Raw genomic sequence first — 22,250 nt, forward strand, 5'->3', positions numbered from 1 at the left:
AGAGACAGAGAAGATTTTCAGCGAGATACAGATTATGTCAGGGCGTGAGAACGGTCTGACAACAGAATTTGCCTGGCGGCAGTAGCGCGGTGGTCCCACCTGACCCCATGCCGAACTCAGAAGTGAAACGCCGTAGCGCCGATGGTAGTGTGGGGTCTCCCCATGCGAGAGTAGGGAACTGCCAGGCATTAATTAAGTGAAGAGGCCATCCTGACGGATGGCCTTTTTGCGTTTTTACGCTGTGAACCCACACCCTGCGATGCCGGATGCCGGATGCCGGATGCCGGATGCTGGATGTCGGTCGCTGGCTTTCAGCAGTCCTCGGTGCGTGGCGGAAAAAGCAGCCTGCCTGCCGGAGCCAGCGCACAACAGGCGTGACTGCCTGTCCGGAACAAAGCCTCATGCGAAAGCGCGGGGCTTTTTTGCTATTGTTTCAGCTCCATTTATCGCTAAAGGACATCTCAATGATCGTTCTGTACGCCCAGCTTTATAAAAATCGCATGGTTGTGCGTAACCTCCAGACTCAGCAACTGTGGAATGCAGCAGTCAGTCATTTTTATGTCATTTTTCTATTGCGGGGGGCGGAGAACTCCCTATAATGCGCCTCCATCGACACGGCGGATGTGAATCACTTCACACAAACAGCCGGTTCGGTTGAAGAGAAAAAATCCTGAAAATCAGGGTTGACTCTGAAAGAGGAAAGCGTAATATACGCCACCTCGCGACAGAGCGCTAAAGCGCGTCGCACCTGCTCTTTAACAATTTATCAGACAATCTGTGTGGGCACTCAGGGTGACTGGATTCTTGACGTCCTCGGACGAAAAATGAATACCAAGTCTCAACGAGTGAACACGTAATTCATTACGAAGTTTAATTCATTGAGCATCAAACTTTTAAATTGAAGAGTTTGATCATGGCTCAGATTGAACGCTGGCGGCAGGCCTAACACATGCAAGTCGAACGGTAGCACAGAGAGCTTGCTCTCGGGTGACGAGTGGCGGACGGGTGAGTAATGTCTGGGAAACTGCCTGATGGAGGGGGATAACTACTGGAAACGGTAGCTAATACCGCATAACGTCGCAAGACCAAAGAGGGGGACCTTCGGGCCTCTTGCCATCAGATGTGCCCAGATGGGATTAGCTAGTAGGTGGGGTAACGGCTCACCTAGGCGACGATCCCTAGCTGGTCTGAGAGGATGACCAGCCACACTGGAACTGAGACACGGTCCAGACTCCTACGGGAGGCAGCAGTGGGGAATATTGCACAATGGGCGCAAGCCTGATGCAGCCATGCCGCGTGTATGAAGAAGGCCTTCGGGTTGTAAAGTACTTTCAGCGGGGAGGAAGGGAGTAAGGTTAATAACCTTATTCATTGACGTTACCCGCAGAAGAAGCACCGGCTAACTCCGTGCCAGCAGCCGCGGTAATACGGAGGGTGCAAGCGTTAATCGGAATTACTGGGCGTAAAGCGCACGCAGGCGGTCTGTCAAGTCGGATGTGAAATCCCCGGGCTCAACCTGGGAACTGCATCCGAAACTGGCAGGCTTGAGTCTCGTAGAGGGAGGTAGAATTCAGACCCGCACCGAAAAACTCTCCGGCGTATACGGTGTGACGCCTGCCCGGTGCCGGAAGGTTAATTGATGGGGTCATCCGTAAGGAGAAGCTCTTGATCGAAGCCCCGGTAAACGGCGGCCGTAACTATAACGGTCCTAAGGTAGCGAAATTCCTTGTCGGGTAAGTTCCGACCTGCACGAATGGCGTAATGATGGCCAGGCTGTCTCCACCCGAGACTCAGTGAAATTGAACTCGCTGTGAAGATGCAGTGTACCCGCGGCAAGACGGAAAGACCCCGTGAACCTTTACTATAGCTTGACACTGAACACTGGTCCTTGATGTGTAGGATAGGTGGGAGGCTTTGAAGCGTGGACGCCAGTCTGCGTGGAGCCGCCCTTGAAATACCACCCTTTAATGGCTGGTGTTCTAACGTGGACCCGTGATCCGGGTTGCGGACAGTGTCTGGTGGGTAGTTTGACTGGGGCGGTCTCCTCCTAAAGCGTAACGGAGGAGCACGAAGGTCAGCTAATCCTGGTCGGACATCAGGAGGTTAGTGCAATGGCATAAGCTGGCTTGACTGCGAGCGTGACGGCGCGAGCAGGTGCGAAAGCAGGTCATAGTGATCCGGTGGTTCTGAATGGAAGGGCCATCGCTCAACGGATAAAAGGTACTCCGGGGATAACAGGCTGATACCGCCCAAGAGTTCATATCGACGGCGGTGTTTGGCACCTCGATGTCGGCTCATCACATCCTGGGGCTGAAGTAGGTCCCAAGGGTATGGCTGTTCGCCATTTAAAGTGGTACGCGAGCTGGGTTTAGAACGTCGTGAGACAGTTCGGTCCCTATCTGCCGTGGGCGCTGGAGAATTGAGGGGGGCTGCTCCTAGTACGAGAGGACCGGAGTGGACGCATCACTGGTGTTCGGGTTGTCATGCCAATGGCACTGCCCGGTAGCTAAATGCGGAAGAGATAAGTGCTGAAAGCATCTAAGCACGAAACTTGCCCCGAGATGAGTTCTCCCTGAGACTTTAAGTCTCCTGAAGGAACGTTGAAGACGACGACGTTGATAGGCCGGGTGTGTAAGCGCAGCGATGCGTTGAGCTAACCGGTACTAATGAACCGTGAGGCTTAACCTTACAACGCCGAAGATGTTTTGGCGTGAGAGACAGAGAAGATTTTCAGCGAGATACAGATTATGTCAGGGCGTGAGAACGGTCTGACAACAGAATTTGCCTGGCGGCAGTAGCGCGGTGGTCCCACCTGACCCCATGCCGAACTCAGAAGTGAAACGCCGTAGCGCCGATGGTAGTGTGGGGTCTCCCCATGCGAGAGTAGGGAACTGCCAGGCATTAATTAAGTGAAGAGGCCATCCTGACGGATGGCCTTTTTGCGTTTTTACGCTGTGAACCCACACCCTGCGATGCCGGATGCCGGATGCCGGATGCCGGATGCTGGATGTCGGTCGCTGGCTTTCAGCAGTCCTCGGTGCGTGGCGGAAAAAGCAGCCTGCCTGCCGGAGCCAGCGCACAACAGGCGTGACTGCCTGTCCGGAACAAAGCCTCATGCGAAAGCGCGGGGCTTTTTTGCTATTGTTTCAGCTCCATTTATCGCTAAAGGACATCTCAATGATCGTTCTGTACGCCCAGCTTTATAAAAATCGCATGGTTGTGCGTAACCTCCAGACTCAGCAGCAGGTATCGGGTAGCCAAACCTTCAGCAACCAGCGAATACTCATCGCAGACTTTTTCCCGGCGGAGAAGCTATTACAAGATTTGATTCTGCAAGTTGCACCGCGCGCATTCTGGCACGCACTTCCAGGCATGGGGCGTTTAGCTATCCTCGCTCATGCGCTGGAAATGAATGAAGGCGGCTTATCGCCCGTCGAAGAGCGCGCCATTCTTGAAATGACTTTTGGCGCTTCGCAAGGCCGATGCCGTTACCCGCAGGTCGTTGCCAGTCAGACACCGCTTAGCGATCAACACGTACTGGCAGCACTGAACCAATCGAAAATGCCCCCCTCTCAGCGCGATAACAAACCGAAAATCATTAGCTAATATCAATGCTACACAGGCCGCGACGTGAAACTTTCTCACCTTTCACTTGCGGACTCGACATTTTGCCGATTCCTGGGTATCTTCGGCTATCTGGATGTCTAAACGTTTAAACGTATGCAGTGAGGGTATAAGATATGCCGATTCGGGTGCAGGACGAGCTGCCAGCCGTCAATTTCTTGCGTGATGAGAATGTCTTTGTGATGACGACATCGCGCGCAACAGTGCAGGAAATTCGCCCGCTGAAGGTGCTGATCCTCAATCTGATGCCAAAGAAGATTGAGACGGAAAACCAGTTCCTGCGCTTGCTGTCAAACTCACCGCTACAAGTTGATGTGCGCCTGCTGCGTATAGACTCGCGTGAATCACGCAACACACCGGCCGAGCACCTCAATACCTTTTACTGTAATTTCGATGACATCCGTGATGAAAACTACGATGGCCTGATCGTCACCGGTGCGCCATTAGGCTTAGTTGAATTTAACGACGTGGCCTACTGGCCGCAAATCGAGCAAGTTCTGGAGTGGGCAAAAGATCATGTCACCTCCACCCTGTTTGTCTGTTGGGCGGTACAAGCCGCGTTAAACATCCTTTATGGCATCCCCAAACAGACCCGCACCGAAAAACTCTCCGGCGTATACGAACACCACATCCTTCATCCTCACGCATTGCTGACGCGTGGTTTTGATGATGTTTTTCTGGCGCCGCATTCGCGTTACGCCGATTTCCCGGCTGCATTGATCCGCGACTACACCGATTTAGAGATCCTCGCCCAGACGGAAGAGGGCGACGCCTACCTGTTCGCCAGCAAAGACAAACGTATCGCCTTCGTTACCGGCCATCCGGAATATGATGCCAACACACTGGCAGACGAGTTCTTCCGCGATGTGGATGCCGGGCTAAGTCCGGCGCTACCGCACAACTATTTTCCTCATGACGATCCGCAGAATAAACCACGTGCATCCTGGCGCAGCCACGGCAATTTGTTGTTTATCAATTGGCTCAACTACTACGTCTACCAGATCACGCCATACGATCTGAGCCATATGAATCCGACGCTGGATTAAGCGTTTCAGCCCCTTATTACAGGCACCTTCGGGTGCCTTTTTTATTTGCGAAAATCACTTCTCAACACAATAAAACTATAACCTCTTTTTTATCAAACAGTTATTTCCATTTTAATTTAAAAATGGAAATTGTTTTTGATTTTGGAAAAATTATTAGCCAGGATTGATCCTGCTGAACGAAAACTGCACACCCGATCTTCGTTGGCATTGGGAAATGTCTTTGCTGCAAAAAAGAGGAATCGCACCATGACACAACAGGCGACAACAACCGATGAACTGGCCTTTACGCGACCGCACGGTGAACAAGAGAAGCAGATTCTCACCCCGGCAGCCGTGGAATTCCTGAGCGAGCTGGTCACCCGCTTTACGCCAAAGCGCAATCAACTGCTGGCCGCGCGCGTGCATCAGCAGCAACAGATCGATGCCGGTACGTTGCCTGATTTTATTTCGGAAACAGCTTCCATTCGCGAAGGTGACTGGACGATCCGGGGAATTCCCGACGATCTGCTGGACCGCCGCGTTGAAATTACCGGGCCGGTTGAACGCAAAATGGTGATCAACGCGCTGAATGCCAATGTGAAGGTGTTCATGGCGGATTTTGAAGATTCGCTGGCACCAAACTGGGACAAAGTGATCGACGGGCAGATCAACCTGCGCGATGCGGTCAACGGCACCATCAGCTACACCAACGAAGCGGGCAAAATCTACCAACTGAAGCCAAACCCGGCGGTGCTGGTTTGCCGTGTGCGTGGTTTACACCTGCCGGAAAAACACGTCACCTGGCGTGACGAGGCCATTCCGGGCAGCCTGTTCGATTTCGCGCTCTACTTTTTCCACAACCACAAAAATCTGCTCGCCAAAGGTAGCGGCCCCTATTTCTACCTGCCGAAAACGCAGTCATGGCAAGAAGCTGCATGGTGGAGCGAAGTCTTCAGCTTTACCGAGGATCGTTTCAATTTGCCGCGCGGCACCATCAAAGCCACGCTGTTGATTGAAACCTTGCCCGCGGTATTCCAGATGGATGAGATCCTGCACGCGCTGCGCGACCATATTGTTGGCCTGAACTGCGGACGCTGGGATTACATCTTCAGCTACATCAAAACGCTGAAAAACTACCCGGATCGCGTGCTGCCTGACCGCCAGGTGGTGACGATGGATAAACCGTTCCTCAGTGCCTATTCACGTTTGCTGATCAAAACCTGCCATCGTCGCGGCGCTTTCGCGATGGGCGGTATGGCGGCGTTCATCCCCAGCAAAGACACCGAACGTAACAACTGGGTGCTGAACAAAGTAAAAGCCGATAAACAGCTCGAAGCGAATAACGGCCACGATGGCACCTGGATTGCGCATCCGGGTCTTGGCGACACGGTCATGGAGGTATTCAACGCGGCGCTGGGCGAACACAAAAACCAACTCTTTGTCAGCCGTGAAGACGATGCGCCGATCACCGCAGAAGATCTGCTGGCACCTTGTGAAGGCGAGCGCACCGAAGAGGGCATGCGCGCCAATATCCGCGTCGCGGTGCAGTACATCGAAGCGTGGATCTCCGGCAATGGCTGCGTGCCGATCTACGGGCTGATGGAAGATGCTGCCACGGCGGAAATCTCCCGTACCTCAATCTGGCAGTGGATCCACCACGAAAAAACGCTGAGCAACGGCAAGCCGGTCACTAAAGCGCTGTTCCGCCAGATGCTGGCCGAAGAGATGCTGGTTATTCAGGAAGAGCTGGGTGAGCACCGTTTCAGCAGCGGGCGTTTTAACGATGCCGCGCGCCTGATGGAGCAGATCACCACCTCTGATGAGCTGATCGACTTCCTAACGTTGCCTGGCTACCGCCTGCTGGCGTAATCGCCCGGACTATTTTGTTCGCCAATTTGGCCCTGGACAGTGCTCAACATCCTTACGTATCACCAGCACGTTGCGGTTTTCGTGCGCTGGTCTTGGCCAAACTGCCTTCACCAATAACGCCTGGCGAGCCAGGAGAAGAATATGGAGCATCTGTATATGAAAACCCGTACCCAACAAGTCGAAGAATTACAAAAAGAGTGGACGCAGCCGCGCTGGGAAGGCATTCGCCGCCCTTATAGCGCGGAAGATGTGGTGAAGTTACGCGGCTCGGTCAATCCGGAATGCACGCTGGCGCAACTGGGCGCGGCGAAAATGTGGCGCTTGCTGCATGGCGAATCGAAAAAAGGGTACATCAACAGCCTTGGCGCGCTGACGGGCGGGCAGGCGCTGCAGCAGGCGAAAGCGGGAATCGAAGCGGTGTATCTCTCCGGATGGCAGGTGGCGGCAGATGCTAACCTCGCCGCCAGCATGTACCCGGACCAGTCGCTCTATCCGGCAAACTCCGTGCCGTCAGTGGTTGAACGCATCAATAATACGTTTCGTCGCGCCGATCAAATTCAGTGGTCTTCCGGTATTGAGCCGGGTGACCCGCGCTTTGTCGACTATTTCCTGCCGATCGTCGCAGATGCCGAAGCGGGTTTTGGTGGCGTACTGAACGCCTTTGAGCTGATGAAATCGATGATTGAAGCCGGTGCGGCGGCAGTACATTTCGAAGATCAGCTCGCGTCGGTGAAAAAATGCGGCCATATGGGTGGCAAAGTGTTAGTGCCAACGCAAGAAGCGGTGCAGAAACTGGTGGCGGCGCGTCTGGCGGCGGATGTAATGGGCGTTCCGACGCTGTTGGTGGCGCGCACCGATGCCGATGCCGCCGATCTAATTACCTCAGATTGCGACCCGTATGACATCGCGTTTATCACCGGCGAACGCACCAGCGAAGGGTTTTACCGCACCCATGCGGGCATAGAGCAGGCGATCAGCCGCGGTCTGGCTTACGCGCCGTATGCCGATCTGGTGTGGTGTGAAACCTCCACGCCAGACCTGAACCTGGCGCGCCGTTTCGCCGATGCGATCCACGCGAAATACCCTGGTAAACTGCTGGCGTACAACTGCTCGCCGTCGTTTAACTGGAAAAAGAACCTTGATGACAACACCATCTCCCGCTTCCAGCAGGAGCTGTCAGATATGGGGTACAAGTTCCAGTTCATCACCCTCGCGGGCATCCATAGCATGTGGTTCAACATGTTCGATTTAGCCCACGCGTACGCGCAGGGCGAAGGGATGAAGCACTACGTCGAAAAAGTGCAGCAGCCAGAGTTCGCCGCAGGCAAAGAGGGCTACACCTTCGTTTCTCACCAACAGGAAGTGGGGACCGGTTACTTCGACAAAGTCACCACCATTATTCAGGGCGGCGCCTCGTCGGTAACGGCGTTGACGGGTTCAACGGAAGAAGCTCAGTTCTAATCGTCAATCTGCCCGGTAGCAATTTGCCTGCCGGGCTAATGCCTGGGGAATACGATGTCGCGTGGTCTGGAACTGTTGATTGCCCAAACCATCCTGCAAGGCTTTGATGCCCAGTATGGTCGTTTTCTGGAAGTGACCTCCGGCGCGCAACAGCGCTTTGAACAAGCCGACTGGCATGCTGTTCAGCAGGCGATGAAACAGCGCATTCACCTTTATGATCACCATGTTGGTCTGGTCGTCGAGCAACTGCGTTGCATCACCGACAGCCAAAGCCCGGACGCCGCGTTTTTGCTGCGCGTCAAAGAGCACTACACGCAACTGCTGCCGGATTATCCCCGCTTTGAAATCGCCGAAAGTTTCTTTAATTCAGTCTATTGTCGGCTGTTCGATCACCGCTCTCTCACGCCCGAACGGTTGTTTATCTTTAGCTCGCAACCGGAACGCCGCTTTCGCACCATCCCGCGCCCGTTAGCCAAAGCATTCTGGCCGGAACGCGGCTGGGAAGCGCTGCTGACCAAAGTGCTGTCGGATTTGCCGCTGCGCCTGCCGTGGCAGGATAAAGCGCGTGACGTGAGTTATATCACCGCACATTTGCAGGAAGCGTTTGGCAACGAAACCCTTGCTCACTCTCACTTGCAGGTGGCGAACGAGTTGTTTTACCGCAACAAGGCCGCCTGGCTGGTGGGCAAGCTTATTACCCCGTCGGCTACGCTGCCGTTCTTGTTGCCGCTTCACCGCAGCGATGACGGTGAGCTGTTTGTCGATACCTGTCTGACCACATCGGCGGAAGCCAGCATCGTGTTTGGTTTTGCCCGTTCCTATTTTATGGTTTACGCCCCGCTGCCCGCCGCGACAGTCGAGTGGCTGCGCGAGATCCTGCCCGGTAAAACCACTGCTGAACTGTATATGGCGATTGGTTGCCAGAAACACGGCAAAACGGAAAGTTACCGCGAATATTTAAATTACATCAACGCCAGTAACGAGCAGTTTATTGAAGCGCCTGGCATTCGCGGCATGGTGATGCTGGTGTTTACGTTGCCCGGTTTTGACCGGGTATTTAAGGTGATAAAAGATGTCTTTGCCCCGCAAAAAGAGATGAGCGCTGCGCACGTTCGTGCCTGCTATCAACTGGTCAAAGAGCATGACCGCGTGGGGCGTATGGCTGATACACAAGAGTTTGAAAACTTTGTGCTGGAAAAACGGCAGATTGCCCCGGCGCTCATGGCGCTTTTGCTGGAACAAGCGCCAGGCAAAATCACCGATCTCGGCGATCGCATCGTCATCAGCCATCTCTATATTGAGCGGCGTATGGTGCCGCTCAATCTGTGGTTCGAGCAGGTTAAAGGTCAGCAACTGCGCGACGCGGTAGAGGAGTATGGCAACGCCATTCGCCAGCTTGCCGCCGCCAATATTTTCCCCGGCGACATGCTGTTTAAGAACTTCGGCGTCACCCGTCACGGGCGCGTGGTGTTCTACGATTACGACGAAATTTGTTACATGACCGAAGTGAATTTCCGCGACATTCCCGCGCCGCGCTATCCCGAAGATGAGCTTAGCGCCGAACCGTGGTACAGCGTGTCGCCGGGTGATGTCTTCCCGCAAGAGTTTCGCCACTGGTTGTGCGCCGACCCGGAAATCGGTCCGCTATTCGAAGAGATGCATGCCGATCTACTGCGTGCCGATTACTGGCGCGGATTGCAGGCGCGCATCCGCGAAGGGCATGTCGAAGATGTTTATGCCTACCGCAAACGCCAGCGTTTCAGCGTACGCTTTGGCGCAGGCGCGCTGCGGCAGGCGGGGTAAATCAGGTGAAGTAATATCTCACCACATGGAAGAAGATCGGGGCGGCAAAGCAGAGAGAATCAATCCTGTCCATCATGCCGCCGTGCCCTTCGAGCATCGCGCCGAAATCCTTCACGCCGCGATCGCGTTTAATCGCCGACATACACAAACCACCGGGCAAACCGATCGTGAATGTCCCTGGCCTCACGAGGCGGATAAAAAGGACGTTAACGCATTCCCCCGTACGCCAGTGTCACTTCTTTCGCGCCACGGATCACCATCGCGCCCAGCTCGGTCACGCGGTCATCAGTGATGCGTGAGATAGGCCCGGAGATGGAAATCGCGGCGAAGGGTTCGCCGTGTTCGTCAAAAATGCACGCCGCTACGCAGCGCAGCCCCAGCGCGTGCTCTTCGTCGTCAAAGGAGTAGCCGCGTTTACGCGTCTGGGCGAGATCTTCTTTCAGGTGTACCGGCGATACCAGCGTGGCATGGGTGTACGCATGCAGCCCCTGGCGGTGCAGCAAACTGCCAACTTGCTCATCGCTCAGGCGCGACAAAAACGCTTTTCCCGCGCCGGAAGCATGCATCGGCAGTTTGCCGCCAATCGGCGCGGACATGCGCATTAACTGCGTACACTGCACCTGATCGATAATGATGGCCTGATGGTCGCTCTTATCCAGCACCGCGAGATTCACGGTTTCGCCGGACTCTTCCATTAAGTTGCGCAGAATGGGGTGAACAATCGCCATCAGATTGCGGCTTTGCAGGAAACTGCTGCCGACGATAAACGCATGCGCGCCTACCGACCAGTGGCCCAGCTCGCCCACCTGGCGAACGAATCCTAGCTGTTGCATGGTGGTGAGTAAGCGATGGGTGGTCGAATTGGGCAAACCGGCCTGTTGCGCCAGTTCGGTAAGGGCGACGCTGCCATGAGACTCGGCAATCCATTCCAGCAGTTTCAGGCCGCGGGTCAATGACTGGACTTGCCCGCCCGCCGGAGCGGCCGGGGCTGTGGCTTTTCTGCCTCGTTTAGCGGGAACGGAAGTGGCCATGACTGGCTCCTTTTTCTGTATCGTGGAAATCATTTTCGTTTTGATTGAGTATAACGCAACTCCCTGGCAGACTGATCGGATGAGTTCGCGCAAAACAGAACGAAAATGCCGGATACAGCTTCTTTATTGGCGCACGTGTTTCGCCAGCTGTATATGTTGAGCACAAAGCGCAATGGTTCGTCTTACCTGGCTCAGTGGATGCTCCGGAAACATCTCATCATATTGACGATCGTCGCTCGGCAGGCAACGCAGCTCACTTTCCCGCAATTTGGCGAAGAGCGCGTCGGCAGAGTCGAGAAGTTCGGGTTCGTCGGTAGTGGGCGGTATGTTGCCCTGCTTAAGTTGTAAATCCATTACCACCGCTTCGCGAAAGCCGGTGTTCCCTTTTTCTACCGCTTCAGCATTGATCTGGAAAAGACCTTGTTTTACAGGGAGCCAGATAATCGCGACAAAATACATCCCGAGTGAACCCGGTGTGGGATCGCGATATTTAAACGTGCCCTGCAACGCCGCCATTCCCTGAATATTGAGCGCCGTTAGCTCCAGTAATGCGCCGCCAATCTTTGCAGTTTCTTGCTGCCAATACTGTGTGGCGGCGGCAATATCATGCAATGCGAAAGGCCACTGCACAGGGGCGTGGAGCTGAAGGCGCACCGCGCTTTGTTCCGGTGTGGACCATGCCATGCTGGTGTCACCGCTTTCATACAATTGCCACCCGGCAATGTTGAGTTGCAGGTCGGTGAGGCGAGGTTTCTTATGGCCAAAAAGAGACGTCAAAAACGACATAATAGGTTCCGTAAGTAGGTGGGCCTGTAAGAGGGCAGAAGGTTTCAGCATACATCGGCAATCTGGCCTGAAAACTTGAACCGTCATCGCACTGAAAAGGTTATGGGCTGGTACAGCCATCAGGCTTACGGGCATTACGTGAGCATCTCTCATGTTCACCCCGCGTCGCTTTTCCGCTCTGCCACTTTATGCCAGTATGTCCTGCTGGCCTTTTGGCCTGGTTGAGCATTGTCGGGAGCACGTGTGAGCAGCAAAGTTGAGCAACTGAAGCAGCAGTTAAGCAAAAGAATTCTGGTTCTGGATGGGGGCATGGGCACCATGATCCAGAGCTATCGTCTGAGTGAGCAGGATTTTCGCGGCGAGCGTTTCGCCGACTGGCCCTGCGATCTTAAAGGTAACAACGACTTGCTGGTGCTCAGCAAGCCGGAGGTGATAAGCGCGATCCATGACGCCTACTTTGCGGCGGGCGCGGATATCATCGAAACCAACACTTTTAACTCAACGACAATCGCCATGGCGGATTACCAGATGGAATCCCTGTCGGCGGAAATCAACTTCGCTGCTGCCAAACTGGCGCGTGCCAGCGCCGACAAATGGACGGCGCAAACGCCGGATAAACCGCGTTATGTCGCGGGTGTGCTCGGCCCGACTAACCGCACTGCCTCAATCTCACCGGACGTTAACGACCCGGCGTTTCGCAATATCACTTTCGATCAACTGGTCACCGCTTATCGCGAATCCACCAAAGCGCTGGTGGAAGGGGGATCGGATCTGATCCTGATCGAAACCGTGTTCGATACGCTTAACGCCAAAGCGGCGATCTTTGCAGTAAAAGCGGAGTTTGACGCGCTGGGCGTTGAGCTGCCGATCATGATTTCCGGCACCATTACCGACGCCTCCGGGCGTACGCTCTCCGGCCAGACCACCGAAGCGTTTTACAACTCTCTGCGCCACGCCGATGCGCTCACCTTCGGCCTGAACTGCGCGCTGGGGCCGGATGAACTGCGCCAGTATGTGCAGGAGCTTTCCCGTATCGCCGAATGCTATGTCACCGCGCACCCGAACGCCGGCCTGCCCAACGCCTTTGGTGAATATGATCTCGATGCCGACACCATGGCGGTGCAAATCGGCGAGTGGGCGCAAGCCGGTTTTCTGAACATTGTCGGCGGCTGCTGCGGTACCACACCAGTGCATATCGCCGTCATGAGCCGCGCGGTCGAAGGCGTGCCGCCGCGTCAGCTACCGGAGGTGCCGGTTGCTTGCCGTCTTGCGGGTCTGGAGCCGCTCAACATTGGCGACGACAGCCTGTTTGTAAACGTTGGCGAACGTACCAACGTCACCGGTTCCGCCAAATTTAAGCGCCTGATCAAAGAAGAGAAATACGCCGAAGCGCTGGACGTGGCCCGCCAGCAGGTGGAAAGCGGCGCGCAGATCATCGACATCAATATGGATGAAGGGATGCTCGACGCCGAAGCGGCGATGGTGCGTTTCCTCAACCTGATTGCCGGTGAGCCGGACATTGCCCGCGTGCCGATCATGATCGACTCCTCAAAATGGGAGGTGATCGAAAAAGGGCTGAAATGTATCCAGGGTAAGGGCATCGTTAACTCAATTTCGATGAAAGAGGGCGTTGAGCCATTTATTCACCACGCGAAGCTGGTGCGTCGTTATGGCGCCGCCGTGGTGGTAATGGCCTTTGACGAAATCGGTCAGGCGGATACACGTGCGCGGAAAATCGAAATTTGCCGTCGCGCCTATAAAATTCTGACCGAAGAGGTGGGTTTCCCGCCGGAAGACATTATCTTCGATCCGAACATCTTCGCCGTAGCAACGGGTATTGAAGAGCACAATAACTACGCGCAGGACTTTATCGGCGCGTGTGAAGATATCAAACGCGAACTGCCGCATGCGCTGATTTCTGGCGGTGTTTCCAACGTTTCGTTCTCGTTTCGCGGCAACGACCCGGTGCGTGAAGCGATCCACGCCGTGTTCCTTTATTACGCCATTCGTAACGGCATGGACATGGGCATCGTCAACGCCGGACAACTGGCGATTTACGATGATTTGCCTACCGAGCTGCGCGACGGCGTTGAGGATGTGATCCTTAACCGCCGCGATGATGCGACCGAGCGCATGCTGGATCTGGCGGAAAAATACCGCGGCAGCAAAGCCGCCGATGAAGGGGCGAACGCGCAGCAGGCGGAGTGGCGCAACTGGGATGTGAAAAAACGTCTCGAATATTCACTGGTAAAAGGCATCACCGAATTTATCGAGTTCGATACCGAAGAGGCGCGTCAGCAGGCCGCTCGCCCGATCGAGGTGATCGAAGGGCCGTTAATGGACGGCATGAACGTGGTGGGCGATCTGTTCGGCGAGGGCAAAATGTTCCTGCCGCAGGTGGTGAAATCCGCCCGCGTGATGAAACAGGCCGTGGCGTATCTGGAACCGTATATCGAAGCCAGCAAAGAGAAGGGCAGCAGCAACGGCAAAATGGTGATCGCCACTGTGAAAGGCGATGTCCACGACATCGGCAAAAATATCGTGGGCGTCGTGCTGCAATGCAACAACTACGAAATTATCGACCTCGGCGTGATGGTGCCCGCCGATAAAATCCTGAAAACTGCCCGCGAAGAGAAGGCTGACCTGATTGGTCTTTCCGGATTGATTACGCCGTCGCTCGACGAAATGGTCAACGTGGCGAAAGAGATGGAACGCCAGGGGTTCACCATTCCGCTGCTGATTGGCGGTGCGACCACATCGAAAGCGCACACGGCGGTGAAAATCGAACAGAACTACAGTGGGCCGACGGTGTATGTGCAAAACGCCTCGCGTACCGTAGGTGTGGTGTCTGCTCTGCTTTCGGATACGCAGCACGATGAGTTTGTTGCCCGTACCCGCAAAGAGTATGAAACCGTACGTATCCAGCATGCGCGGAAAAAACCGCGTACGCCGCCAGTGACGTTGCAGGCCGCACGGGAGAACGATCTTGCGTTTGACTGGGAAAGTTATACTCCGCCGGTCGCGCATCGCCTGGGCGTGCAGGAAGTTACTGCCAGCATCGAGACACTGCGCAATTACATCGACTGGACACCATTCTTTATGACCTGGTCGCTGGCCGGGAAATATCCGCGCATCCTTGAAGATGAGGTGGTGGGGGAAGAGGCGAAACGTCTATTTGCCGATGCCAACGAGATGCTCGATAAACTGAGCGCGGAAAAGCTGCTCAACCCGCGCGGCGTGGTCGGGCTTTTCCCGGCTAATCGCGTTGGCGACGATGTCGAAATCTACCGCGACGAAACCCGCACGCAGGTACTGACAGTAGGTTGCCATCTGCGCCAGCAAACGGAAAAAGTCGGTTTTGCGAACTACTGCCTGGCGGATTTTGTCGCCCCCAAACAGAGCGGCAAAGCGGACTACATTGGCGCATTCGCAGTGACGGGCGGTCTTGAAGAGGACGCGTTAGCACAAGCGTATGACGCCGCGCACGATGATTACAATAAAATCATGGTGAAAGCGGTGGCCGATCGCCTGGCGGAAGCCTTTGCGGAATACCTGCATGAGCGGGTGCGCAAAGTGTACTGGGGCTACGCGCCGAACGAAAACCTCAGCAACGATGAGTTGATCCGCGAAAATTATCAGGGCATTCGCCCGGCACCGGGCTATCCGGCTTGTCCGGAGCACACGGAAAAAGGCACCATCTGGCAGTTGCTGGACGTTGAAAAACATACCGGGATGAAACTGACCGAATCCTACGCGATGTGGCCAGGGGCATCGGTTTCCGGCTGGTATTTCAGCCACCCGGACAGTAAATATTTCGCGGTAGCGCAAATTCAGCGTGACCAGGTAGAAGATTACGCGCGGCGTAAAGGCATGTCGGTGGCGGAAATTGAGCGCTGGCTGGCGTCTAATTTAGGTTACGACGCGGATTAATCACAACAGGGCATTTTTTTAAATGCCCTGGTTTTTCACCATTTCATTTTCGCGAAACTATCGTGAAGCAAACATAATACAGATTGAAACTAAGAACATTCTTAAAAATGGATATTTTCTTAGACCCTTCTTCCCCTTCATGCGTATGATGGAGGCGGACTACACGGCAAGATTGCTTCCTCTTTTGCGGTTCATTTAATTGTCATAAATTTAACTTAGGTATTATGAAATGGATATTTATGATATAAGAAAAAGAAATCTTTTGCCGAAGGATTACGAGAATATCCTGGCGCCAGATATCGCGAAGAATATTATTAAAAAGGAATATTTCATCGAGAATAGCCCGAATAATATTTTGGGCAGTATCGATGGTTATACGATTAAGCGGCATCACGGTTTTAAATATGGTTTACCGCACGACCCGCTTGGTCATCAAAAAGAAAAACATATTGATAGCCTGGTGGATAAAGGCGTGGTGGTGGTTGTGCGCCCGAATGTCAGCACGCGTAACCGCTTCTATTACCCGTTCTTTATCGCGGAAAACGCCGAACTGTTTTGCGTCCAAGACTTGTCGTTTAACGCGGTGTTTATCAGAACCATTTTGAACGGATTTAAAGACAGTGTGGCGATGCATGGTCGACCCGCCCCGACCCGAAGTACCTTTGTACCGGTGACCCCGGAGTTTGGCCCAGGTTACTGGAAAACCAGCGAAACAGACTTCCACGGCGTCAAAAATGCCGCAGTAATGATGCTCAACCAGGCGACCAGTATGGGCGATCAAGGGCGCGTATTTGGCTCCGACGGTAAAGATTATATGAACACCTCGCGAGACAAAATTCAGCTATGGACACCAATACCGGAGAGCGTCTCGTCGGATACCCGAGAAATCCTCTATAATCGCTCGGTGATCCGGCATTATGGTGAAAAGCGTACCGTTTATCAGAAATACCTTGAGGGTGATGATGCTTGGGCGCAATCGGGGAAATCATGGCAATGGATTCCAGGCGTAAGGGATGAAGATTATGAATTTAAGAAATAAGATTTTTGCTTTTTGGGGTATTATGGACGTGCTGGCACTGGCCAGTTATTTGTTTTTTTCGCTGCAAGGCGGTAACGTTCCTTTTTATTCAGACATTAGCGGTTTTTATATCAATTATTCACAGTTAGGTGTGAATGGATTGATGGGCGTAATTATCCAGGCGATGTTCTTTATTAATATCGCGCTGATTATTTCGCTGGTTTTTTCTGCCTGGTCTTTTTTTGTTAAAAAAGACATCCAGACTATTTTCTTTATCATGCAGGAAATAGCCCGCGTGTTGTCGCTAAAATGCTCAGTGGCGTTGATTCCACTGTTTATGCATTTTGCCGGTTTTACCGCTGCGTGGGGGGCGATTTTGCTGTTTGTCCTCTCGGAAGTGCTCAAAATTGCTTCGGTTGTGTGGGCTAAACGCCAGGGCAACCCACAAACGGCGCCTGCCGTTTCCCGCTAACCGATAAACCCTCGCTTCTGTCACAAAACCGTCATTTTTGTTTACAACTCTCAGGGGGCTTAACCGGCACCCTGCGCTTTTCTTCGCATTGACGCCTTATACTTACTTCATAATGTTGACGTTATCTTCCCGGTAACGAGCAACGCATAACGATAAGGAGAACCTGATTCTGTGCTGACTTTGCTTCATCTGCTTTCTGCCGTGGCTCTGCTGGTGTGGGGCACACATATTGTACGTACCGGTGTGATGCGCGTTTTTGGCGCCCGTTTGCGTACCGTTCTTAGCCGTAGCGTCGAAAGGAAACCGCTCGCCTTCTGCGCGGGTATCGGCGTGACTGCGCTGGTGCAGAGCAGTAACGCCACCACCATGCTGGTGACCTCGTTTGTCGCCCAGGATTTAGTGGCGCTTACCCCGGCGCTGGTGATTGTGCTGGGCGCAGATGTCGGGACAGCACTGATGGCGCGCATCTTGACGTTCGATCTCTCCTGGTTATCACCGCTGTTGATTTTTCTTGGCGTCATTTTCTTCCTCGGGCGTAAACAGACGCGCGAAGGCCAGCTTGGGCGCGTCAGCATCGGCCTTGGGTTGATTCTTCTGGCGCTGGAGCTGATTGTGCAGGCGGTTACGCCGATCACCCAGGCCAATGGCGTGCAGGTGATTTTCGCCTCGCTGACCGGCGATATTATGCTTGATGCGTTGATTGGCGCGGTGTTCGCCATTATCAGTTACTCCAGCCTGGCGGCGGTGCTGCTGACAGCAACGCTGGTGACCGCGGGGATTATCTCTTTCCCGGTGGCGCTATGTCTGGTGATTGGTGCCAACCTCGGTTCCGGCCTGCTGGCGATGCTCAATAACAGCGCCGCTAACGCTGCCGCCCGTCGCGTGGCGCTTGGCAGTTTGCTGTTCAAGCTGGTGGGCAGCCTGATTATCCTGCCGTTTGTGCATGTGCTTGCCACGTCAATGCAGAAACTTCCCTTGCCGGAAGCGGAACTGGTTATCTATTTCCATGTGTTCTACAACCTGATCCGCTGCCTGGCGATGGTACCTTTCGCCGGGCCAATGGCGCAGTTTTGTAAGCGGATCATTCGTGAAGAGCCAGAGCTGGATACACGCCTTAAGCCAAAGCACCTCGACAGTTCCGCACTCGATACGCCAACGCTGGCGCTGGCCAATGCTGCGCGGGAAACCTTGCGCATGGGCGATGCGATGGAGTTGATGCTCGAAGGGTTGCATAAAATCATGCACGGTCAGCCTCGTCAGGAGAAGGAGCTGCGCAAGCAAGCCGATGACATCAACGTGCTGTACACCGCAATTAAGCTCTATCTGGCTCGTATGCCGAAAGAGGAGCTGGCGGAAGAGGAGTCGAAACGCTGGGCGGAGATTATCGAGATGTCGCTGAACCTTGAGCAGGCCTCCGATATTGTCGAGCGCATGGGCAGCGAAATCGCCGACAAATCGCTGGCGGCGCGGCGCGCTTTCTCTGTTGAAGGCTTGCAGGAACTTGATGCGCTGCATGAACGGCTGGTGGGAAATCTGAAGCTGGCGATGTCGGTATTTTTCTCCAGTGACGTGACCAGCGCCCGGCGTTTACGTCGCAGCAAACACCGTTTTCGCATTATGAACCGCCGTTATTCGCATGCGCACGTTGACCGCCTGCATCAACAAAACGTGCAAAGTATTGAAACCAGCTCGCTGCACCTCGGTTTGCTGGGCGACATGAAACGTCTTAACTCCCTGTTCTGCTCGGTAGCCTACAGCGTGCTGGAGCAGCCGGATGAAGACGACGAGCGCGACGACGCTTAACCCGTACCGTGCCTGCGGGCACGGTAGCTAAAACCCACACTTTTACTGCGTAACTGCACAAATTTGATTTGGCGCGGCGAAAATCCGGTTTTCTCTCCCGGCGAAGCCAGTTATATTCCGCTTTTACAGGAGAATTTATGCTGCCAACCCAATCAACACGTTTAAACAAATACATCAGCGAAAGCGGGATTTGCTCACGCCGCGAGGCTGACCGTTATATTGAGCAAGGCAATGTCTTTATTAATGGCAAACGCGCCGGGATCGGCGATCAGGTGGTTGCCGGAGACGTTGTGAAAGTGAACGGTCAACTTATCGAGCCGAGAAACGACGAAGATCTGGTGTTTATCGCGTTGAATAAACCCGTTGGTATTGTCAGTACCACCGAAGATGGCGAAAAAGACAATATTGTTGATTTCGTTAATCACAGCAGCCGTATCTTCCCCATCGGCCGTCTGGACAAAGATTCGCAGGGACTGATTTTCCTCACTAATCATGGCGATTTAGTGAACAAAATCCTGCGCGCCGGTAACGATCACGAGAAAGAGTATCTGGTGACCGTCAATAAGCCCGTCACTGACGAATTTGTGCAGGGTATGAGCGCGGGCGTGCCGATCCTCGGCACCAAAACCAAAAAGTGCAAGGTAAAAAGGGAAGCGCCATTTACCTTCCGCATTACGCTGGTTCAGGGGCTGAACCGCCAAATCCGCCGCATGTGTGAATACTTTGGTTATGAAGTCACCAAACTTGAACGCACGCGTATTATGAACGTCAGTCTCACTGGCTTGCCGCCGGGGGAGTGGCGTGATCTGACCGACGACGAGCTGATTGCGCTGTTTAAGCTGATTGAGAACTCATCGTCAGAAGCGAAGCCGAAAGCAAAAGCGAAACCGCAGGCAGCGAAAAAGCCCGCAGTAAAAGTGGCGAAGCCCGAAGAGAAAAACCGGGCGAAACCGGCGGGGAAACGCTTTACCCAGCCGGGCAGGAAAAAGAAAGGGCGCTAGTTAGCGCTTGCCGCGCGTTGAGGTGTTTGCCGACCAGGAAAATGTGGCATTCTCATCCGGTTTATAAGCCTGCTGTTTCTTCATCTGGCGGGCTTTTTTCGCTGCCGCTTCGCGCTGCGCCATCAGTTTATCGATGTACTCCTTCTTCACATGATTAGCTTCAGCGTTGCTGAGCGGGCGTCCGTGCGCGATACGGGCGCGATCCAGCAGCGTTTTCAGCTCCCGCTGTTCACTCTCCGTCATCTCTTTTTGCGTCAGTCTGGTCAGGGCCATAAAGCGTTCTCCTTGGGAAGTGCATCGAGTCTACGCGATGTAAAGGGGCATGTCTGCGTGGTGATGCATAAACCCCGGAAGGCGCTTCGCAGATTTGTTTTTGGGCGGGTGACTTTCCTGTACTGCCCTGTAGGGTGACGCACTTACGGTAAGAGGTTTAAGTCGGTAAATACGGCTAATGTTTCCATCTTGTCAACACATTCAAGGGCAGTTATGATGTTTCCATAATGGAACGTGTGAGGGAGCGATGCACGTTATATCAAGGAGGCCGTTCGATAACGCGGCTAAAGATTTTCCAAACCACACGCTTGCGCTGGACGCGGTTTACAAGATCCTGAAAAGCACTGTTTACCAGAATCCAGACGCGTTGCGAGTAGAGTTCCCAAGCCTGGACAAGATGAAATACAGGGATAAATGGTGGGTTATCAATGTCGGTGGCAACCATTTGAGGGTGCTGTTTTTCGCAGACTTTGAATCAGCAAAAATATTTGTCAAACATATCGTGACCCATGCCGAGTGTGACAAATTGATAAGACATTATCGGGAGACCAAAGAATGATTGAGGATGCGATCAAGGCCGCTGACGAGCTGGTGAAACAGGTGCCTTTTTTGGGAAATAACCCCGGCAAAGAGGAGTATGAGCAAGCGCTGGAGATGGTTGAACGGTTGCTCATGCATGCGCCGGATAGCTCACTGGCCGCGCTGCTTACCGCAAAAATAGAGCACTATGAAAATAACGACCCGGAGCTGGCGGCGTTTAACGCGCGTATCGCGGCACTGCCACGCGGTGTTGCCGCTTTACGGGTTTTGATGGATCAGCACGGATTAAATCAGTCTTCGTTTCGGGATGAAATCGGCCAGCGCTCCCTGGTGAGCCGTATTCTTAATGGCGAACGCAATCTGACTGTCGACCATATCCGAGCGCTGGCGAAACGCTTTAATGTGTCGACCGACGTGTTTATTGAGCCAGCCCATCACATCGCGGGGTGAGTGAAATGGCTGTGGCGGCAGCCATTTCTTGTAAAGTTAACCCTCTTTCACCGCTTCCGTTTTACGCCCGTCGACCGGTTTGCCCGACCAGTAGCCTGCCAGCAGCGAACCGGAAAGGTTATGCCACACCGAGAACAGTGCGCCAGGCAGCGCGGCGAGCGGTGAGAAGTAGATTTTACCCAACGCCGCAGCGAGGCCGGAGTTCTGCATACCCACTTCAATCGCCAGCGTGCGGCAAGTGGATTCATCAAAGCCGAACAGACGACCGCCCCAGTAGCCACCGAGCAGACCAATGCTGTTGTGCAGGATCACCGCGACAATCACCACCAGGCCAACAGAGGCGATATAGTTCGCGGAACCGGCGACCACGGCGCTAATGATCGCCAGAATACAGACCATGGAAAACGCGGGCAGCCAGGGCTCCAGCGCGTTAACCACGCGCGGGAACAGGTGGTGCACAACTAGCCCCAACGCAATCGGGATCACCACAATCTGCAGGATGCTTAACAGCATGCCCATCACATCGACCTGAATATGCGCATCGACATACAGACGCGTCAGCAGCGGCGTGGCGACAACACCCACCAGCGTAGAAACCGAAGAGATGGTGACCGACAGCGCGACATCACCTTTCGCCAGATAAATCATCACGTTTGATGCCGTTCCACTGGCGACACTACCGACCAGTACCATCCCGGCGGAGAGATCCGGCGGCATCTTAAAAATCAGCGCCAGTAGCCATGCCGCCAGCGGCATCACCAGGTAGTGCAGGAAAATACCGGCAGCAACCGGAGCCGGGCGTGACAGGACGCGTTTGAAGTCATCAATTTTTAAGTGCACGCCCATGCCAAACATAATCAGCATCAGCAGCGTGGTAACCCACGGGCCAATGGCGATAAACGTTGGCGGGAAATAATAGGCGAATACCGAGAGCAGCAGCGCCCATAACGGGAACAGCCGCGTGAAAGTTGCGAGCATGTGGGGATTCCTTGCGATTGTTGTGTTGTGTTTTTATTACCCTTCACTCTTCAGGTGCGCTGGCGAAGCCAATAGCGTCCGTAATTTCTGCGCCGGTAACCCGGCAGTCTCACCCCGGGGATGAGCGCTGCTCGCAACGGTTCTGCAACCTGAATGAATGAGGGTATTTAAGGAGGGGATCGAGCC

The 22,250-nt window shown here is 54.0% G+C and carries 17 protein-coding genes, 2 rRNA genes, 1 pseudogene and 2 other annotated features; of the genes and pseudogenes, 15 read left to right on the plus strand and 5 right to left on the minus strand.

The window, feature by feature from the left end:
* Positions 1 to 71 precede the first annotated feature (71 nt).
* The 8 genes from rrf (H650_RS15545) to aceK all read left to right on the plus strand — a co-directional run bounded on the left by rrf (H650_RS15545) (position 72) and on the right by aceK (position 9,782).
* Positions 72 to 187, plus strand: a 5S ribosomal RNA gene (gene rrf / locus H650_RS15545).
* Positions 188 to 287: 100 nt separating this feature from the next.
* On the plus strand, positions 288 to 599 hold the full coding sequence (locus tag H650_RS25985) for a hypothetical protein (RefSeq protein WP_020456074.1): 312 nt from the start codon (positions 288 to 290) through the stop codon (positions 597 to 599).
* A gap of 296 nt (positions 600 to 895) precedes the next feature.
* Positions 896 to 1,762 (plus strand) — a sequence feature (most likely nonfunctional fraction of RNA operon).
* 40 nt (positions 1,763 to 1,802) lie between these two features.
* Positions 1,803 to 2,675, plus strand: a sequence feature (23S ribosomal RNA rRNA prediction is too short).
* A 109-nt stretch (positions 2,676 to 2,784) separates the two neighbouring features.
* A 5S ribosomal RNA gene (rrf, locus tag H650_RS15555) occupies positions 2,785 to 2,900 on the plus strand.
* Between the two features lie 277 nt (positions 2,901 to 3,177).
* Positions 3,178 to 3,606: a YjaA family stress response protein gene (locus H650_RS15560; RefSeq protein ID WP_020456076.1), complete on the plus strand. Its 429-nt coding sequence runs from the start codon at positions 3,178 to 3,180 to the stop codon at positions 3,604 to 3,606.
* A 134-nt stretch (positions 3,607 to 3,740) separates the two neighbouring features.
* Positions 3,741 to 4,670 carry a homoserine O-acetyltransferase MetA gene (gene metA, locus H650_RS15565; RefSeq protein ID WP_020456077.1) on the plus strand — a complete coding sequence of 310 codons (930 nt, stop codon included), beginning with the start codon at positions 3,741 to 3,743 and terminating at the stop codon, positions 4,668 to 4,670.
* Between the two features lie 246 nt (positions 4,671 to 4,916).
* Positions 4,917 to 6,518, plus strand: coding sequence for a malate synthase A (aceB, locus tag H650_RS15570; RefSeq protein WP_020456079.1), 1,602 nt, complete (start codon positions 4,917 to 4,919; stop codon positions 6,516 to 6,518).
* Positions 6,519 to 6,674: 156 nt separating this feature from the next.
* Positions 6,675 to 7,979, plus strand: a complete 1,305-nt coding sequence (gene aceA, locus H650_RS15575; RefSeq protein ID WP_044489771.1) for an isocitrate lyase — start codon at positions 6,675 to 6,677, stop codon at positions 7,977 to 7,979.
* 54 nt (positions 7,980 to 8,033) lie between these two features.
* On the plus strand, positions 8,034 to 9,782 hold the full coding sequence (aceK, locus tag H650_RS15580) for a bifunctional isocitrate dehydrogenase kinase/phosphatase (protein ID WP_020456081.1): 1,749 nt from the start codon (positions 8,034 to 8,036) through the stop codon (positions 9,780 to 9,782).
* A gap of 1 nt (position 9,783) precedes the next feature.
* Here the strand turns inward: aceK and H650_RS24755 are convergent.
* The 3 genes and pseudogenes from H650_RS24755 to H650_RS15590 form a co-directional block, all read right to left on the minus strand.
* Positions 9,784 to 9,948: pseudogene (locus H650_RS24755) on the minus strand (phosphatidate cytidylyltransferase); the annotation flags it as partial.
* Between the two features lie 40 nt (positions 9,949 to 9,988).
* Positions 9,989 to 10,813, minus strand: a complete 825-nt coding sequence (iclR, locus tag H650_RS15585) for a glyoxylate bypass operon transcriptional repressor IclR (protein ID WP_020456083.1) — start codon at positions 10,811 to 10,813, stop codon at positions 9,989 to 9,991.
* 123 nt (positions 10,814 to 10,936) lie between these two features.
* Positions 10,937 to 11,599, minus strand: coding sequence for a hypothetical protein (locus tag H650_RS15590; protein WP_020456084.1), 663 nt, complete (start codon positions 11,597 to 11,599; stop codon positions 10,937 to 10,939).
* 243 nt (positions 11,600 to 11,842) lie between these two features.
* Here H650_RS15590 and metH point away from each other — a divergent pair, with 243 nt between their 5' ends.
* The 5 genes from metH (at position 11,843) to rluF (ending at position 19,823) form a co-directional block, all read left to right on the plus strand.
* Positions 11,843 to 15,529 (plus strand): methionine synthase, encoded by a 3,687-nt coding sequence (gene metH / locus H650_RS15595; RefSeq protein WP_020456085.1) that lies wholly within the window; start codon positions 11,843 to 11,845, stop codon positions 15,527 to 15,529.
* Positions 15,530 to 15,758: 229 nt separating this feature from the next.
* Complete coding sequence (locus H650_RS15600; protein ID WP_238328352.1) at positions 15,759 to 16,568, plus strand: DUF8093 domain-containing protein; 810 nt, start codon at positions 15,759 to 15,761, stop codon at positions 16,566 to 16,568.
* Complete coding sequence (locus H650_RS15605; protein ID WP_110093693.1) at positions 16,552 to 17,019, plus strand: hypothetical protein; 468 nt, start codon at positions 16,552 to 16,554, stop codon at positions 17,017 to 17,019. Before H650_RS15600 ends, H650_RS15605 begins: the two co-directional genes overlap by 17 nt.
* A 171-nt stretch (positions 17,020 to 17,190) precedes the next feature.
* The gene (locus H650_RS15610) at positions 17,191 to 18,822 is read left to right on the plus strand and encodes a Na/Pi cotransporter family protein (RefSeq protein ID WP_020456088.1); all 1,632 of its coding nucleotides are present in this window, start codon (positions 17,191 to 17,193) and stop codon (positions 18,820 to 18,822) included.
* 137 nt (positions 18,823 to 18,959) lie between these two features.
* On the plus strand, positions 18,960 to 19,823 hold the full coding sequence (rluF, locus tag H650_RS15615; protein WP_020456089.1) for a 23S rRNA pseudouridine(2604) synthase RluF: 864 nt from the start codon (positions 18,960 to 18,962) through the stop codon (positions 19,821 to 19,823).
* Here the strand turns inward: rluF and H650_RS15620 are convergent, their stop codons facing one another.
* Positions 19,824 to 20,096, minus strand: coding sequence for a YjbD family protein (locus H650_RS15620; protein ID WP_017459411.1), 273 nt, complete (start codon positions 20,094 to 20,096; stop codon positions 19,824 to 19,826).
* 247 nt (positions 20,097 to 20,343) lie between these two features.
* Here H650_RS15620 and H650_RS15625 point away from each other — a divergent pair, with 247 nt between their 5' ends.
* Together H650_RS15625 and H650_RS15630 are read left to right on the plus strand one after the other, a co-directional pair.
* The gene (locus tag H650_RS15625) at positions 20,344 to 20,655 is read left to right on the plus strand and encodes a type II toxin-antitoxin system HigB family toxin (protein ID WP_020456090.1); all 312 of its coding nucleotides are present in this window, start codon (positions 20,344 to 20,346) and stop codon (positions 20,653 to 20,655) included.
* Positions 20,652 to 21,086, plus strand: coding sequence for a helix-turn-helix domain-containing protein (locus tag H650_RS15630; protein ID WP_020456091.1), 435 nt, complete (start codon positions 20,652 to 20,654; stop codon positions 21,084 to 21,086). The genes H650_RS15625 and H650_RS15630 overlap by 4 nt, the downstream gene beginning before the upstream one ends.
* A 36-nt stretch (positions 21,087 to 21,122) precedes the next feature.
* Here H650_RS15630 and panS read toward each other — a convergent pair whose 3' ends face one another.
* Positions 21,123 to 22,064 (minus strand): ketopantoate/pantoate/pantothenate transporter PanS, encoded by a 942-nt coding sequence (panS, locus tag H650_RS15635; protein ID WP_020456092.1) that lies wholly within the window; start codon positions 22,062 to 22,064, stop codon positions 21,123 to 21,125.
* Between the last annotated feature and the right edge of the window lie 186 nt (positions 22,065 to 22,250).

The organism is Enterobacter sp. R4-368, from assembly GCF_000410515.1.
GTDB lineage: Bacteria > Pseudomonadota > Gammaproteobacteria > Enterobacterales > Enterobacteriaceae > Kosakonia.

Bases quoted from the DNA above. Each gene is read 5' to 3' on its own strand.
- H650_RS15560 (WP_020456076.1), top strand. From the start codon at position 3,178: ATGATCGTTCTGTACGCCCAGCTTTATAAAAATCGCATGGTTGTGCGT.
- rluF (WP_020456089.1), top strand. From the start codon at position 18,960: ATGCTGCCAACCCAATCAACACGTTTAAACAAATACATCAGCGAAAGC.
- H650_RS15620 (WP_017459411.1), bottom strand. From the start codon at position 20,096: ATGGCCCTGACCAGACTGACGCAAAAAGAGATGACGGAGAGTGAACAG.
- aceK (WP_020456081.1), top strand. From the start codon at position 8,034: ATGTCGCGTGGTCTGGAACTGTTGATTGCCCAAACCATCCTGCAAGGC.
- H650_RS15605 (WP_110093693.1), top strand. From the start codon at position 16,552: ATGAATTTAAGAAATAAGATTTTTGCTTTTTGGGGTATTATGGACGTG.
- H650_RS25985 (WP_020456074.1), top strand. From the start codon at position 288: ATGCTGGATGTCGGTCGCTGGCTTTCAGCAGTCCTCGGTGCGTGGCGG.
- metA (WP_020456077.1), top strand. From the start codon at position 3,741: ATGCCGATTCGGGTGCAGGACGAGCTGCCAGCCGTCAATTTCTTGCGT.
- H650_RS15630 (WP_020456091.1), top strand. From the start codon at position 20,652: ATGATTGAGGATGCGATCAAGGCCGCTGACGAGCTGGTGAAACAGGTG.
- H650_RS15600 (WP_238328352.1), top strand. From the start codon at position 15,759: ATGGATATTTATGATATAAGAAAAAGAAATCTTTTGCCGAAGGATTAC.
- panS (WP_020456092.1), bottom strand. From the start codon at position 22,064: ATGCTCGCAACTTTCACGCGGCTGTTCCCGTTATGGGCGCTGCTGCTC.
- H650_RS15590 (WP_020456084.1), bottom strand. From the start codon at position 11,599: ATGTCGTTTTTGACGTCTCTTTTTGGCCATAAGAAACCTCGCCTCACC.
- H650_RS15625 (WP_020456090.1), top strand. From the start codon at position 20,344: ATGCACGTTATATCAAGGAGGCCGTTCGATAACGCGGCTAAAGATTTT.
- iclR (WP_020456083.1), bottom strand. From the start codon at position 10,813: ATGGCCACTTCCGTTCCCGCTAAACGAGGCAGAAAAGCCACAGCCCCG.
- aceB (WP_020456079.1), top strand. From the start codon at position 4,917: ATGACACAACAGGCGACAACAACCGATGAACTGGCCTTTACGCGACCG.
- aceA (WP_044489771.1), top strand. From the start codon at position 6,675: ATGAAAACCCGTACCCAACAAGTCGAAGAATTACAAAAAGAGTGGACG.